Raw genomic sequence first — 15,626 nt, 5'->3', positions numbered from 1 at the left:
TGCTTGGGGAATGGCTGTTCCGGCTTCACCCCTGTTTGCGAAAGCCGGAGCAAGACGGGAAAGGCTTGCAACGAGCGCTTCGCAGTCGCTGCGGTCGGCAAGCCAGGTTTTACGGTCCTGGGCAGAAACGGCCCCGCTCAAGGCGCGGTATTGCTCTCCCGTCAGGTCTTCGAACAGCGTTTCCAGCCCCAATGGGCTTGCCTCTGGCAGAACGAGGCCAATACCCCTTTCGCTCAGGAAGCGTGCGGTCTGGGTTCCGTCGAGCGCGATCGGGACGGTGCCGTAGAGGCAGCCCTCGTAGAGCCGGTTCGGCAGCAGCCAGCTCGAATTGAGGCCTTCCTCAAAGAAATCGATCGCCCAGGCGAAATGGACGTCGTCATAGATCGCCTGCAGATCCTCCGGGTTGCGATAGGGACCCTCGAAGCTGAGATAGGGTTCGTCGCGGACGAAGGCGTCGAAATCCTCGAATTCCGAATAGGCCGGGCGACCGCGCAGCACGATCTCGACACGCCCTTCCATGCGCCGGGAAAAGGCGGCGAGGAGACCAAGCGACTTGCGGCAGCGAAGGGCTCCGAACCAACCGATTTTCCAGGGTTGGCCGGGCTGCCGGAGCGGGCGGGCGATCGACGTGTCGGTCGCGGCTTCATCGAGCGCGATGACCTTGTTTTCGACGAGCAGGCTGCTTGCGCGGATGCCGGAGCGTTTTGCGAAATGATGTTCGATAAACGCCGGCGAACTCGTGAGCACGAGTTTGGCGTCCTGGCCGAAATACGCTTCGGCTCCACGCATCGCCTTGCCGACGATATCGTCGCGCGACAGAAGGCGGTGAATGTCCAGGCACTCGTAGACGACGGGGACGTTGCCGCCGAACAGCTTGTTGGCGCGATGCGCGACTGCCAGCGCCTCGAGATTGCGCCCGATGATGAGATCGGGCCTGTCGACGCTCTTCAAAAGGGTCTTCAGTCCGGCCATCGCCTTTGCGACGGCGCCCATGCGCTGGGCGAACCTGGCGTCGGCCGTCCGCCCGAGTTCGATCGGCGTCACACCATGCACGTCCGCAAGGCGGTTTTCTCCCCGCCGAAAGCCGGCGAGCACGACATCGGCGCCACCCTCGCGCAGCATCAGCACCCGCCGCCGGACGGCAGGATCGGCCAGATCGTGCACGAGATAGAGGACTTTGAGCATCAATGTTCCTTTACGAGCCGATGGCTTCGATCAGTTGAGCGCGCACGCGACGGATTGAGGGAATTGGCACTTGTCGCCGGCGGCCGTGTAGGCAACGCGCTCGACCTCGAGCGTCGTCGGCTTTGTGTAGGCAAAGCGGCCCATCCAGTCGGTCAACGTGTCGGAGCCCCAGAGGCTGAAGAAAATCTTCTGCGGGCTGCTCGGTATCTTCGATGGGTCGGTGACATCCTGAACGAGCTTGCCATTGAGGTAATAGCGCAGGCGGCCCGGCTCCCAGACGAAGGCATAGTCGTTGAAGCCCTCGTCGGCGTTGCTGCCGACGGGGATAAGCTTTTCGTTGCCGCCCTTGGCCTTGACGTACTGATTGACCTGCACCTGGCCGGCGTTCTTGCCCAGCACCTCGAAGTCGATCTCGTCTTGCTGCTGTTTGTCGGCGGGGCCGATGTAGGTGAAGAAGGCGGAGTTCAGGCCGGAGCCCGTACCGGCCTTCATGCGCGCTTCATAGGTTCCATATCCGTAGCGTTTCTTGGTCTGGATCTCGCCGCAAAGATAGTTGCGATCCTTGGATTGTCCTTCCGAAAACGACAGCTGCAGCGATCCGCCGTCGACCTTGACCTGGTCCTTCGACCAGGTGCAGTTTTGATGCGCGCCGTTGTTCCAGCCGTCGGATATGTACCAAATGCTGCGGTCGAGCGTGTCGAAGTTTTCGACGAAGGACGTGCTGGCCGGCTGGGCGATCGCCGACGAGGCGCCGAGCAGCAGGGCGCCGAAAAGGCTGAGGGTCGGGCAAAGTTTTCGCGCATGGGCGATTTTGGTCGTCATGTGTCACCTTTGCTGTGAGACGAGTTCGGGTGGGGTGTTCCTGGCGGATACCGGCTTTTCCAGCTGTTTCCTGGTGCGTCCGCCCGTCAGCACCGCGTAGAGGCGCGGGGCCGCTTTGCGGCAGAGGCTGTTGGAGAGTGCCAAGAACGGAAACAAGAGAGCCAGCGAGAGCATGAAGAACAGCGGATAGATGTTTACGCCCGTCTTGCCCCAGACGATCCAGAGGAGGACGAGGAGCGGGTAGTGGGCGCAGAAGATCCAGAAACTCAGGCTCCCGGTCTTCGACAGGCGTTGACCGATCTGCGTTTTGATCAGCGGCGCCGAGAGCAGCCAGAAGCCGAGCGCGCCGGCGATCGCCAGCATGTTCCGCAATAGCTGCACCCAGTCTGGAATGACCGGTCCGGTCGTGTAGATGGCGGTTGCCAGAAGCGCTGAACAGGCGATCAAAAGTGCCACGCCGACCGGGGCGAAGCGATCGAGCGCCTTTAGGTCGACCTTGTAGAGGCCGATATAGATGCCGAGGCTGAAGCTGAAAAGGATCGAACGCTTGAGGACCAAGTACAGCGGCATCTCCGGGATCAACGCCAGCACGAGCAACGCCGTCAGCGTGAGCAGGGGCACACGACGGATCAGCCACGCCAGGAGAGGCGAGAGCAGGATGCAGACGAAGAGATCGCGCAGGAAATAAAGCGGAACGTTGACGGGGAAATCCTCTACTGCAAGCAATTGCGTCATCAGATCGCGGGCGGATGCGTGCCAGGGATCCGGTACGTACCCATTCCCGATCCCCAGGCCGAGCGCGACAAGGATCACCAGAAAGAACGCAAGGTTCCAAAGCAGGAACGGCAAGAGAACCGTCTGCGATTTCGTGCGCACGGTTTTCAGATAGCTGAAGTTCTCCAGCCCGCCGCGAAACAGCAGGTAGCCGGAGATCGCGCTAAGGCATGGCACGCCGACCCGGAACAGCGCTTCCGTCAGAAACACTCTGATCCAGTCAAAGGTGCCATAGGCCCCGTCGAACGGACTGCTCCCGACATCGAATGGTATATGAACGAACACAATGCCCGAGATGAGCACGATCCGCATCAGGTTGATCCGTGAGGATACGTTGGCGTCAACATTCACGCTATCAGTCACCCCTTTTGGGCCGCACCTCCCCTTGCGACCGTTTCAATCAGAGCAGACTCGAGCCCGCAGCCCAGAAGCTAGGGCTAATTCACGGAAGAAAATATGGCACCGCAGCAAAAAGTGATCGTCGGTCCCGCTTTGAAACGATCCCCGCCTGCCGTAACGGCAGCTCAATTGGCGATCTGCAGAGTGCGGTGAGGCAGTGTCAAAGCCAGCGTCAGCAGTGCATTCAAGAAAATGATTATATTCACTGGCTTAGCCGTTTCCGACCCGCAGCCGAACACGAAAGTTTTTGCGGGTTGGTGAAGAATGTTACAATCGCAGAGGCGTTGCACCGCGCCTTTTGTGGCCAGAATGGGGCAATCCGCGGTGACGGCGCTGCATTTTGGAACAGGGGTGGGCTGTACTCCTGTTTGCAGGCTTTGACAAATTTCGGACGAAATGACCCTGATGATTGTGCAGTGCAGCAGCTTGCGCCCAGCCACCTCGGACGCTAGGTGCATGGACTGAAGCACCAATTCGAACCTCTCAAGGAGAGAGTATGGCGACGTTCACGATCATCATTCCGTTCTATCAGCGGGATGACGGTATTCTCCGCCGGGCGCTTGCGTCGGCCTTCTCGCAGACCTTTGAGGATTTCGAGGTCATTGTCGTCGACGACCAGTCACCGTATTCGCCGGCAGACGAGCTGGCGCCTTTGACCGAACCAGAGCGCGCGCGGATTACGGTCGTCAGCCAGCAGAACGCCGGACCGGGCGGGGCCCGCAACACCGGCCTCGACCATGTTGCGGCAGAAACGAAGTATGTGGCCTTTCTCGATTCCGACGATATCTGGACGCCGGATCACCTTGAGAATGCCTTCACCGCGATGCAGACGCTTGGCGGCGATTGCTACTGGGCGTCGATCGAGGGCGGCGAGGAATTTGACTACCATTTCGGTATTGCCGCGCTGGAGCAGATCGAGGGCGCAAGACGGCTGATGGAAAAGCCGCTCGTTCTGGACGTTCCTGATGTCGCCGGCGTGATGGTCAACAACTGGGCCTTCCTGCATATGTCATGCATGGTCATCGGCCGGCCGCTGATCGAGACCGTGCGCTTCGACGCGGCCTTGAGGCTGGCTGCCGAAGACGTGCTGTTCTTCTGCGATTGCATGCTGGCCGCCCGAAAGATCCTGCTTTGCGCCGATGCGGGAGCGCTGCGCGGGGAGGGCGTCAACATCTTCCATGGCGTCGACAACGCGTCGCCGGAATTCCTGAAGCAGCAGTTCATCACCTGGATGGCGCTCGACCGGCTCGAAAGCCGGTTCTCGGCAAGGCCGCGTGAGATCGCCACCATCAAGGCGCACAAGAGCCAGGCGAGAAAGCAGGCGCTATGGAGCCAGGTTGGCCTGCTTCGCCAGCGCCGTCGTCCCGATTTCGCCTTGCTTGCGCGCTGGTTGCTTCAGGATCCCCGCCTGCTGCAGAGCGCTCTGCAGCTCGCGGCGGGAAAACTCGCCAGGTAGCCCGGCAAATTGTGAAGTAGCCGGGCTACTTCGCCGCCGCGTCCAGCAGATATCTCAGCCTGTCGCCTCGGGCGGTGACCGATACGCCGGACGGATTGCGCCAGCGTTCGGTCTTGTCCGACAAGATGCCCGTGGCGATTGCCGGAAAGGCTGAGGGGTGTGCTGCGACATAGGCGATAGCGGCGGCTGGTCCCAATTTGCCCTTTATGTCGAGAAACCGGCGCAGCTCGTACTTGCCGCGGATGTGCCGCTCGTGCCGCCGCACGGCTTCGGCGGCTTGCGGCGGCAGTGTGAAGGCCAACAGCAACGCCCGGTCTGCCTCGTACAGCCGGCCGAGATCTTCCGTACGGTGGCTGCCACTCAGGGAATCGCCACGCACGACGGCGCCGTAGCCGCAGCTATGGATGACCTTGTAGCGCGCACCATTTGCAAGAGCGCGTATGTAGAGGTCGTAGTCTTCGCCAAGGCGCATGTCTTCCCGGTAGCGCAGCGCGTGCTGGTCGAGAAAGCTCCGTCGCATGACAGGCTTCAGAAAGCCGATCTCGCCGCGCCGGACGCCGCGTTTGGAGATGTTGCCATCCACGAAGGTCGCCAGGTCGAGAAAAAGCGGGTTCTCCGCGAACTGATCGAGTTTCTGCGGCGCTTGTGCCGCGGTCTCGGCGTCCACGAAGGCGATGTTGTCGGCAACGAACTCCCAGTCGTCTTGCGCGAGCATGCGGCGGAAGCGCCCGGCGAAGAAGAAATCGTCGGCATCGAGAATTGCGATCAGCGGCGCAGAGGAGATTGCGATTGCGTGGTTGCGGGCAGCCGACGGCCCCTTGTTCTTTTCGAACCGAACGACCGTAAGCCTGCCGCTGGCGTCGTCCGCGCGCCTGGCCACTTCGGCGGTGTCGTCATCGGATCCATCGTCGACGACCACAACCTCGGCCACCTCAGGCTCGAGAAGAGCAGATTTTACAGCGGTCTGGATCGTGTCGGCCGCGTTCTTTGCGGCGATGATCACACATATGCTAGCCGTTTGAGCCACGCTTTACCTCCGTTGTTTCGCCCCAGAACTAGGACGTTGGAGCGCAGCAGACAACGCATGGCGGTTCACATGATGTTACGGAGGGGCGTTCCCAGGCTGAAGGCGGCAGAGAATATTCGCGCAGCAGGGATGCTCAGCGGTTGAAGGGTTCGGAGCCGTTGAAGGGTGCCACGTGCAGCTTTTCAGGCTCTTCGCTTCGGCTGGGAGCAGCCTGGTTGGCGTTGCGGCTCCTGGCTTCTTTCCAGACGAGATACAATACACCGCCGAAATAGCCCGCCTGCAGGAGAATCGCACAAATCGCCGTCTTGATGAGGGTGCCGGAGACCGAGCCGCTCAGCAAATAGGTCGCGACAGCAAAAACGCCCAGTGCGCCGAGCATGCTGACAAAAACGCGAGGTGCATACATTGTGTTGCCTCCCCATCGGGGCCTCGTTCAATGAACAATCATTGAGTACGAAAGCTCCCACCAGGACCTTTATGTAGATATGTTTACAGGACTTCGCCTTATAACTGAAGCTCTGGAGACGTTTTTTGCGTCCGCGGTCTGGTAGTACAAGCACGATCTTAAATGTTTGTTCCGGCGTTTGGTAAAAATGCCACTTATCGGTGCCAAACCCGGCGAAACACTCAACATCATTAAAGTTGCGTTATGCGCAAAGGTTGCGTCGAATTTGGCAATACACGTTCTTGTTCGTGCCACAATTCGGCCTCCCGGGGCGGGTCCGACGTCGTTGTGCGTTCAACTTTTATTACACAGTTTTAATTTCAAACGATTTGCGCGTGCGCCGCAAAATCAATGCTGCGATGCAATAAAATGCAGTGCGTGAAGATCAAATATCCGGTTGATGCAGAAGCCGTTCGTGCAAACGATGACTTTGCGCCGATCCACCGCATCGACCTAGACTTCAGTAGTTTTGGACGCCGAAGCAATGCCGGCAGGTTTTATTACAACGCAGCAAGGTTATTTCAAGGAAGTCGTCCGGATGTAGAGATGTATAAGTGACTTCTGAAAAACAAAAAGTTGAACAAACGTTGCCAAAACCCTTCGAAAACAATTGGTTTTAAAAATGTGGCTTAAAAAAACAAAATCCGCTCATACACTTGGAATTCGTCAGCGCTAGCTAAGCGTCCTGAGTCACCGACCAAACGGCAAACATAAGTGGAGTTACCTCTATGAAGTCTGCGACGAGATCGGACAGTTCGCCATTTTATGGCGTAGTTCACGAAAGCGTGTTTCCGCCCACCGGCGGTTTCGCGAAACGGGCATTTGATGTGTCCGCTGCCTTCCTCGGGCTTGTCTTTCTAAGCCCGATTTTTTTGATGGTGATGTTGCTTGTGAAGCTGTCGGACAAAGGTCCGGCCTTCTATGGGCATCGCCGTATCGGCCATAACGGCCAGGAGTTCCGTTGCCTGAAATTCAGGACAATGGTCACCGAAGGGGACAAGGTCTTGCAGGAGTATCTGCGAAACAATCCCCAAGCCATGGAAGAATGGCGTGCAACGCGCAAACTGCAGCATGACCCCAGAGTGACTGCTGTCGGTGCCGTATTGCGCAAGTTGAGCCTTGATGAGCTGCCACAGCTCTTCAACATCATACGCGGCGAAATGAGCATCGTCGGCCCGCGTCCCGTCGTTCAAGACGAACTTGAAATGTACGAGCATGCGGCCGTCTATTATCTGCAATCGCGCCCGGGCCTCACCGGTCTCTGGCAGGTCAGCGGACGCAACGATGTCTCTTATGCAGCCCGCGTTGCTTTCGACACCCACTACGTCGAAAACTGGTCCCTGGTCCGGGATGTCGTGATCATCGCACGCACGATCCCCGCGGTTTGCGCTCAACGCGGCAGCTACTAGCCGCGCATCCAAAGCTCAACGAGAAACTGCGCGGCAACGCCTTAGGCTTTGTCGTGCCGACATACGGGTAAAGTTATGGAAAAACGCTTCATTGATGGCAAGGTCGGGAATGGCAAGGCCGGGCGAAGCCGCGCTCTGCAATCCGGTATCGCAGTTGCGGCCGGGTTGGGTGCTTTTCTGCTGTCCTCTTGCATTGTCAGCGCGGATGAATACCGCCTTGGGGTGATGGACAAGCTCGCTATTCGCGTCGCCGAGTGGCAGACGGCGGACGGAACGATCCGCGACTGGTCTGTCATCAGCGGGGACTACACGGTCGGGCCATCCGGAAGCATTTCCCTGCCGTTCGTCGGCGATATGCCTGCTTCCGGCAAGACGACGGATGCGATCGCACAGGAGATCGGTTCGGCTCTGCAGAAGCAATTTGCCCTGAAGGATCGGCCGTCCGCCTCCGTCGAGCTGTCGCAGTTCCGGCCTGTCTATCTATCCGGTGACATCGAAAAGCCGGGCGAATATCCCTTCGCCCCGAACCTTACGGTCGTCAAGGCCGTGAGTATTGCCGGCGGGCTCCGCCGCGCAGAGGCCGGCCAACGCTTCGCCCGCGACTTCATCAACGCCAAGGGCGATGCCGTCGTTTACCTGGCGGATCGGGCACGGCTGCTGGTGAAGCAGGCCCGCCTGCGCGCCGAAGCAGCAAACCAGGAGACGTTCGAGATGCCGAAGGAGCTTCAGGACAAGCCCGAGGCAAAGGCGCTTTTTGGAAGCGAGGCGGYTTTGATGACGTCGCGCAAGAAGCGGCTGACGCTGCAGCTTCAGGCCCTCGATGATCTCAGGGCATTGCTGCAGAGCGAAGTCGAGACGCTGGCCAAGAAGACCGAGACGCAGAGCCGCCAGCTTCAGCTGGCAACCGAAGACCGCGACAAGGTCGAGGATCTGGCGGAGAAGGGTCTGGCGCTGAGCGCCCGCAAGATGGCCGCCGAACAGCGTGCCGCAGATATCGAGGCGACGCTTCTCGATATCGATACCAATTCGTTGAAGGCCAAGCAGGACATCAGCAAGGCCAACCAGGACGAGATTACGCTTCGAAACGATCGGGATGCTCAGATTGCGCAGGAGCTTCAAAATGCCGATGCGCAGCTTGACGAACTCAACCTCAAGCTCACGACCAGCAATTCGCTGATGTCCGAGGCGCTCACGCAGTCGACCGACGCGGCGCGTTTCGACAATGCGAGCGGTGCGGCGAGCATCGCCTATTCGATCATTCGCGACGTCGACGGACAGCCGAAGGAAATTCCGGTGCAGGAGAATACCGCACTGCAGCCCGGCGACCTGATCAAGGTGACTGCCGGACTGTATATGAGGTAGCGAGGCAGCATGCGTATCGCAAAGTCGGCGCTCATTCAGCCCGGCGGGAATGCAGCCTATGCCGTTCCCGCCGTGGCGCTATCGCTTTTCTGCTTCGCCTATTCGATCAAATTCGGGCAGGTGGCGATCCTGCTGTACTATGCGCTCTGGCTGCCGCTGATCGCGGTCGACTATCGGACCGTGCTTGGGAACTACAACAGATACACCTGGCTCTTTGCCTTCGCCGCGCTGGCGTTCCTGTCGGTCTTCTGGTCTGCGGTTCCCGGTGTTTCGATGCGCGCCAGCATCCAGTATCTGACGCAGGTGATCTGCGCCCTGGTTGCCGTGCGGGTGCTCGATGTGAGGACGCTGACGGTCGGCATGATCGCAGGTGTCGGCATCGTGCTCATCTATTCCCTGCTGTTCGGCTATTACGAGTACGACCCGCTTGACGGCACGTTCAGTTTCGTCGGTGCCTTCGCCTCCAAGAACCAGCTCGGCTTTTATGCGTCGCTCGGTCTCATTGTCTGTGTTGCTGCCGTTTTCATCTTCGGTGAGCGCCGTCTTTGGATGGCAGCTGCGGGCGTGGTCGGGATGCTGTCGGCCTATTGCCTGCTTGCCTGCCAATCGGCAACATCGGTGCTGACGACGGTGGTCGTCATCGCGCTGATGTTGGGGCTTCGGGTCGTCCTGTCGTTGTCGCCCGATCAGCGAAAGCTGCTGGTCGTGGGCGGGGGCGTCGCCTTCATCGTGCTGGCGGTCGCCGGCGTCTATCTCGGTGCGGTCGATGCCGTGCTCGGTATCTTCGGCAAGGATTCGACGCTGACGGGGCGCACCTATCTCTGGCAGCAGGGCATCGAGGCGGCAACGCAGAACCCGATTTTCGGTGTCGGATACCAGGCCTACTGGGTTCAGGGGTTCTCCGAACCCGAGCGCCTGTGGGAAGAGTTCTTTATCGGCTCGCGAAGCGGCTTCCACTTTCACAATACCTACATCGAGGCGGCCGTCGAGCTTGGGTTGGCCGGGGTGCTGATCCTTGCTGTGACGCTCCTGAAGGTTCTGTGGGGGCATCTTCGCCGTCTGATCGAGGACCTGAGGAATGACGAGTCGCATCTGCTGTTCTCGATTGCGGTGCTGCTCACGATCCGCTCCTTCGTCGAGATCGACATTCTGACGCCCTACAACGTCGGCACGTTTCTCTTCTATTTCGCTGCCGGGAAACTGGCGGTCTCACGTCGCCAGCCGGTTGCCGGGACATGGCGACGCGAGAGGCCGCCACAACCGGTTATGCCATAACGTCATTTTTTGCATTTTCAGACCGGCACTGACCGGTTGTTCGAGGGAACCGGATGAAGACTCTTTACGGCATCCAATATCTGCGCGCCTTTGCGGCGCTTGCCGTCGTGGTCTTTCACGCGGCGGAAAAGTCGGGCGAGCACTTTGCGATCGGTGCGGCGGGCGTCGACGTGTTCTTCGTCATCAGCGGCTTCATCATGTGGGTGATCAGCGAGCGCCGGCCAATGACGCCGCAGGGCTTTTTGCTCGACCGCATTCGCCGGATCGCCCCCTCCTACTGGTTGGTGACTGCCGTGATGATCCTCGGTGCCGTCGCAGGCCTCTTTCCGAACCTCCAGCTGACGGGGGCGCATGTTCTCGCCTCGCTGTTCTTCGTTCCCATGATATCGCCGAGCAACGGCGAGATCTGGCCGGTTCTGGTGCAGGGATGGACGCTGAATTTCGAAATCTTCTTTTATGTGCTCTTCGCGGGCGCTCTTTTCCTGCCGCGAAACCGGAGGCTGATTTTCCTGTCGGCTGCCTTCGGCGGCTTCTTCCTGATCGGACTGATCGTCCAACCGGCGTCACCGGCTCTCCATACCTACACCCGGCCGATCATCCTCGAATTTCTTGGCGGTGTGTTCCTGGCGGAGCTCTGGCTGCGGCGTTGGATTGCCGGCACAAGCCTGGGGTTGGCTTGTATCGGCGCGTCGCTCTCCGGCTTCGCTGCCATCTTCCTGATCGGAGCCGATTTCGATGAGGCGATCTGCGGTCCCCTCGCAATGGCTCTCGTCTACGGCATGGTGTCGCTCGAAGCCGATGGAAGCATCGGCCGCGTCCCGGTTCTGACCTATCTCGGCGATGCGTCCTACTCGATCTATCTCTGGCATACGCTGGCAATCTCGGTGATCGTCAAGGCGGCCGGCGTTGTCGGCCTCTCGACTGCCGCTACCGTCTTTGTAGCGGTCATCGGCGGAACGATCCTTGGCGTTGCGGCCTACGAACTCGTCGAAAAGCCCTTGAGAAAGCTGTTCTCCCGCACGCGGCCGAAGCAGGGCGCGCTCGCGCGGCGGCCGTCATGACGAGGCTTCGACCGCCGGTTCTTCGGCGGCGGACGTTTCGGCTCCGGCGGTCGGGGCAGGCTTCCGCCGGCGTGCACGCAGCACGACGTAGAAAACGGGTGTCAGGAACAGGCCGAAGATCGTTACGCCAAGCATCCCGGAGAAAACGGCCGTCCCCAGTGATTGGCGCATTTCGGCGCCGGGGCCGGTGGCGAGCATCAGCGGCACGACGCCGAAAATAAAAGCAAAGGCCGTCATCAGGATCGGACGCAGACGCAGGTGGCTGGCCTCGATGGCAGCTTCGACGGCCGACTTTCCATCGTCCTGCGCCTGCCTTGCAAACTCGACGATCAGGATCGCGTTCTTCGCCGCCAGACCGATCAGCACGATCAGGCCGATCTGCGTGAGGATATTGTTGTCCATACCTCGCAGGTGCACGCCGATCAGTGCGGCCAGGATGGCGAGGGGGACGATCAGGATGATTGCGAGCGGCAGAACCCAGCTTTCATACTGCGCTGACAACGCCAGGAACACGAAGACGACGGACAGTGCGAAAATGTAGATCGCGGTATTGCCGGTGTTTCTTTCCTGAAAGGCGATCTCGGTCCATTCGAATGCCGTTCCCGCCGGCAGGATCTGTTTGGCAAGGCCCTCCATCGTGTCGAGCGCACTTCCGGTGGAAATGCCCGGCGCCGCGTTGCCCTGCACCGGCACCGAGACGTACATATTGTAGTGCTGGACGAGCGATGGGCCGCTGGTGTCGAGAATATCTATCAGCGTTCCGAGCGGCACGAGGGCGCCGGTTGCCGAGCGCACCTTGAGCGCCAGGATGTCATCGCGCTCGACGCGGTACTGCTGGTCGGCCTGTGCGCGCACCTGGTAGACCCGGCCGAAGGCGTTGAAGTCGTTGACGTAGGACGTGCCGAGGTTGATCGAGAGCGTGTCGAAGATATTGGGGATCGGAACGTTCAGCGCGCGCGCCTTATCGCGGTCTATCTGGAGAAAATACTGCGGGCTGCTGGCAGAGAAGGTGGTAAAGACACCGGTAAGCCCGGCCGTCTTGTTCGCGGTTCCCATCAGCTGGTAGGCAGCGCCAAGGACGCGGCGCATGTCGGATCCTTCGCGGTCCACCAGCTGCATCTTGAAGCCGCCGGCGTTGCCGATGCCGGAGATCGGAGGTGGCGGAATGGCGATGATGAAGGCTTCCTGGATCGCCTGCAGGCTGCCGTACAGCTGTCCGATAATCTTGTTGGCGGTCTGCCCGTGCTCAAGCCGGTTTTCGAACGTGTCGAAGGCCGCAAAGACGACGCCCGCATTGGAGGCGTTGGTGAAGGTTGCGCCGCTGAAGCCCGAAAATGCCACGGCATTCTTGACGCCCGGCGTGTTTTTGATGATCTCCGAGGCATGCTCGATGACTGCGTCGGTGCGCGACAGGGCAGCACCGTCGGGCAATTGCACGACGACGATGGCGTAGCCCTGGTCCATGACCGGCACGAAGCCGCTCGGGACGATCCTGCTCATATAGTATGTGGCGCCGAGCAGGCAGGCGAAGACCAGCAGGGCGATGCAGCGGCCCGCAACGGTTTGGACGGTGTGCCGGACGATCCAGGAATAGCCTGCGCTGACCTTGTCAAAGCCCCTGTTGAAACCGTCCGCCAATGCGCCGCCGATACGGGAAAAGACGTTGCCGCGTTTGTGATTTTCTTCGTGAGGCTTGAGAACGAGGGCGGCGAGCGCCGGTGACAGGGTCAGGGAATTGAGAGCCGAAATCGCCGTTGCCACCGAAATGGTCACCGCGAACTGGCGGTAGAATTGGCCTGAGAGGCCGGGGATGAAGGCTGTCGGCACGAAAACGGCGATCAGCACCAGCGAGATTGCGATAACGGCGGTGCCGACTTCATCCATGGTGACATGGGCGGCCTGGCGGGGTGTCATGCCCTTTGCAAGGTTGCGCTCCACGTTTTCCACGACGACGATGGCGTCGTCCACGACGATGCCGATCGCCAGTACGAGGCCGAAGAGCGTCAGCATGTTCAACGAGAAGCCGAAGGCGAGCAGGAAGGCGAAGGTGCCGATCAGCGAGACCGGGATGGCGACGATCGGAATGATCGCCGTCCGCCAGGATTGCAGGAAGACGAGAACGACGATGGCGACCAGAAGCGCAGCTTCGGCGATCGTCTTGTAGACCTCGTGGATCGATTCTGCGATGAACTCGGTCGGATTGTAGACGATGTCGTAGGACAGGCCCTGCGGGAAATCCTGGGAGACGGTGTCCATTGTCTTGCGGATCGAAGCGGCGGCGTCGAGGGCATTGGTGCCGGGTCGGGCAAAAATACCGAGGGCCACCGCCGGCTTGCCGTTCAGATAGCTGTTGGTGACGTAGTCCTTGGCGCCAAGCTCGATGCGGGCGATATCCTGCAGCTGAACGAGACGGCCGTCCGGCGTTGCCTTCACGATGACATAACGGAACTGCCGGGCATCTGAGAAGCGGCCTTCCGTCGTCACCGTGTACTGGAAGGCATTGGTACCTGACGTCGGAGGCCCGCCGATGGAGCCGCCGGAGACCTGTACGTTCTGATCGCGCAATGCCTGCACGACGTCCGAGGATGTCATGCCGTAGGCCGACAGCTTTTGCGGGTCGAGCCAGATGCGCAGCGAATATTCGCGCTCCCCGAACAGAATGACGTCGCCGACACCATCGAGACGAACGAGCGTGTCGCGGATGCGGGTGCGTGCATAGTTGGAGACGTAGAGCTGATCGTAGCGCTCGTTCGGCGAGAGCAAGTGCACGACCATCATCAGGTCAGGCGAACTCTTCGCCGTCGTGATGCCGATGCGCCGGACTTCCTCGGGCAGGCGGGGCTCTGCGATTGCCACGCGGTTCTGGACGAGGACTTGCGCCTTGTCGAGATCGGTGCCGAGCTTGAAGGTGACCGTCAGCGACATGGAGCCGTCCGCTGTCGAATAGGAGGACATGTATAGCATGTCCTCGACGCCGTTCACCTCCTGCTCGATCGGCGTTGCCACCGTATTGGCGATCGTTTCGGCATCGGCGCCGGGATAGGCCGTGCGAATGACGATGGTCGGGGGTGCGATTTCCGGATATTGCGCGACCGGAAGCTGGAAATAGGCAATGCCGCCGACGATGAGCAGCACGATGGAGAGAACGGACGCGAAGATCGGCCGATCGACGAAGAAGTGTGCAAACCTCATCGGCTGAGCTCCATGCCTGCCGCTTCCGGCGGGATGTCGTCGCGGCTCTGCGGCAGCTCGATCATCTGCGGCGTGATCTTGCTGCCGGGGCGGGCGCGCATCAGGCCGTTGACGACGATCGTTTCGTTTCCGTCCATGCCGTCGCGGATAACGCGGTAGCCATAAAGCCGCGGGCCGGGTCGCACCGGCTTTGCCGACACCGTTCCGTCGTCCCCGACGACGTAGACGACCCGTTGGCTCTGGTCGGAGCCGATCGCTTCATCCGGTATGAGGATCGCCTTGTAGGTATTCGACGCCTCGACGGAGACGCGGCCAAAAAGCCCCGGCTGGAGAATGTAGTCCGGATTGTCGAAGCGGGCGCGAATGCGGATCGTGCCGGTTTGAGTGTCGATGCGATTTTCGGCGAAGTCCATCTTTCCCTTGAACGGTTGCTCGTTGGAGTCGGAGATCTTCACCTGAACCTGCACGCCGCCACCGCCCTGCTGCAAATCGCTGCCGCGTTCACGTGCCGTCTGGGCAAAATTGAGCAGCCGCCGTTCGTCGACATCGAAGTAGAAGTCGATCGGATCGAGCGAAACGATTGTCGTCAAAATGGACTGATCGGCCTGGACGAGATTGCCCGTGGAGATCAGCCGGCGGTCGATGCGTCCGCTGAGGGGAGCCGTAATCTTCGTATATTCAAGGTCGAGCGACGCGCGGTCGGCGGTTGCCTGGGCGCCGCGAACGTTGGCCTGGGCCGAAACCCATTCACGGCGACGATCATCGAGTATGGAAACCGATTGGCTGCCGCTGGTGGCCAGGCTTTCGGCCCGCTTGAACTGTGCTTCGGCATAGACCAGCGTCGATTTCGCGACCTCCAGGGCCGCATTTGCTTCATTCAGGGCAGTGACGAACGGCCTTTGGTCGATCACGAAGAGAAGATCGCCCTTCTTGACCAGAGTGCCGTCGGTGAAGTGCACTTCCTGCAAATAACCGCCGACACGCGAACGGACGGCCACTTCGTCGACGGCCTGAAACCGGCCGATGAAGTCGTCGTTGTCGATGACGTCGCGGACCACGGGTTTGGCAACGGTCACTTGCGGGGGAGGCGGCGCGTCCTGGGCTGCCGCGTTCGCAATGGGCAGCGCAATCATGCTGGCCAGCAGAAGCGCGCGTTTGAGCGAGAAAGGCATAGCAGTCCCCCGGTTGAGGCGGCTTTTCGGCAGCGCCCTTTATGTCG

11 protein-coding genes and 1 pseudogene are annotated in these 15,626 nt (G+C 60.2%); 5 read left to right on the top strand and 7 right to left on the bottom strand.

The features are described 5' to 3' along the window. Positions 1–48: 48 nt before the first annotated feature. The 3 genes and pseudogenes from AC1DMK_RS24570 to AC1DMK_RS24560 all read right to left on the bottom strand — a co-directional run. Positions 49–1,185, bottom strand: a pseudogene (locus tag AC1DMK_RS24570) (glycosyltransferase family protein); the annotation flags it as partial. Between the two features lie 30 nt (positions 1,186–1,215). Beyond that, positions 1,216–2,007, bottom strand: coding sequence for an endo-1,3-1,4-beta-glycanase ExoK (exoK, locus tag AC1DMK_RS24565; protein WP_477862738.1), 792 nt, complete (start codon positions 2,005–2,007; stop codon positions 1,216–1,218). 3 nt (positions 2,008–2,010) lie between these two features. Next, positions 2,011–3,093 (bottom strand): acyltransferase family protein, encoded by a 1,083-nt coding sequence (locus AC1DMK_RS24560; protein ID WP_477862736.1) that lies wholly within the window; start codon positions 3,091–3,093, stop codon positions 2,011–2,013. Positions 3,094–3,676: 583 nt separating this feature from the next. Here AC1DMK_RS24560 and AC1DMK_RS24555 point away from each other — a divergent pair. After that, complete coding sequence (locus tag AC1DMK_RS24555) at positions 3,677–4,636, top strand: glycosyltransferase family 2 protein (RefSeq protein WP_477862734.1); 960 nt, start codon at positions 3,677–3,679, stop codon at positions 4,634–4,636. 25 nt (positions 4,637–4,661) lie between these two features. On the opposite strand, the gene AC1DMK_RS24550 is transcribed toward AC1DMK_RS24555, so the two are convergent. Together AC1DMK_RS24550 and AC1DMK_RS24545 are read right to left on the bottom strand one after the other, a co-directional pair. Next, the gene (locus AC1DMK_RS24550; protein WP_477862732.1) at positions 4,662–5,663 is read right to left on the bottom strand and encodes a glycosyltransferase family 2 protein; all 1,002 of its coding nucleotides are present in this window, start codon (positions 5,661–5,663) and stop codon (positions 4,662–4,664) included. 133 nt (positions 5,664–5,796) lie between these two features. Then, positions 5,797–6,069 carry an exopolysaccharide production repressor protein gene (locus tag AC1DMK_RS24545; protein ID WP_037062497.1) on the bottom strand — a complete coding sequence of 91 codons (273 nt, stop codon included), beginning with the start codon at positions 6,067–6,069 and terminating at the stop codon, positions 5,797–5,799. Positions 6,070–6,836: 767 nt separating this feature from the next. Between AC1DMK_RS24545 and AC1DMK_RS24540 the strand changes: the two genes are divergently transcribed. The 4 genes from AC1DMK_RS24540 to AC1DMK_RS24525 all read left to right on the top strand — a co-directional run bounded on the left by AC1DMK_RS24540 (position 6,837) and on the right by AC1DMK_RS24525 (position 11,215). Beyond that, entirely contained in the window at positions 6,837–7,517 is a 681-nt protein-coding gene (locus AC1DMK_RS24540) for a sugar transferase (RefSeq protein WP_037062496.1), read from the top strand. 75 nt (positions 7,518–7,592) lie between these two features. Next, positions 7,593–8,879: a polysaccharide biosynthesis/export family protein gene (locus AC1DMK_RS24535; RefSeq protein ID WP_477862729.1), complete on the top strand. Its 1,287-nt coding sequence runs from the start codon at positions 7,593–7,595 to the stop codon at positions 8,877–8,879. A gap of 9 nt (positions 8,880–8,888) precedes the next feature. Next, positions 8,889–10,154 carry an O-antigen ligase family protein gene (locus tag AC1DMK_RS24530; protein WP_477862727.1) on the top strand — a complete coding sequence of 422 codons (1,266 nt, stop codon included), beginning with the start codon at positions 8,889–8,891 and terminating at the stop codon, positions 10,152–10,154. 53 nt (positions 10,155–10,207) lie between these two features. Next, complete coding sequence (locus AC1DMK_RS24525) at positions 10,208–11,215, top strand: acyltransferase family protein (protein WP_477862726.1); 1,008 nt, start codon at positions 10,208–10,210, stop codon at positions 11,213–11,215. On the opposite strand, the gene AC1DMK_RS24520 is transcribed toward AC1DMK_RS24525, so the two are convergent. Then, entirely contained in the window at positions 11,210–14,407 is a 3,198-nt protein-coding gene (locus AC1DMK_RS24520) for an efflux RND transporter permease subunit (protein ID WP_477862724.1), read from the bottom strand. The two genes, AC1DMK_RS24525 and AC1DMK_RS24520, sit on opposite strands and share 6 nt — an antisense overlap. Beyond that, on the bottom strand, positions 14,404–15,540 hold the full coding sequence (locus AC1DMK_RS24515; RefSeq protein ID WP_477862804.1) for an efflux RND transporter periplasmic adaptor subunit: 1,137 nt from the start codon (positions 15,538–15,540) through the stop codon (positions 14,404–14,406). Before AC1DMK_RS24515 ends, AC1DMK_RS24520 begins: the two co-directional genes overlap by 4 nt. Between the last annotated feature and the right edge of the window lie 86 nt (positions 15,541–15,626).

The organism is Rhizobium sp. 05L419 (genome assembly GCF_056397845.1).
Note: the sequence above shows the minus strand (reverse complement) of the source record. Positions and strands in the feature narration are given on the sequence as shown.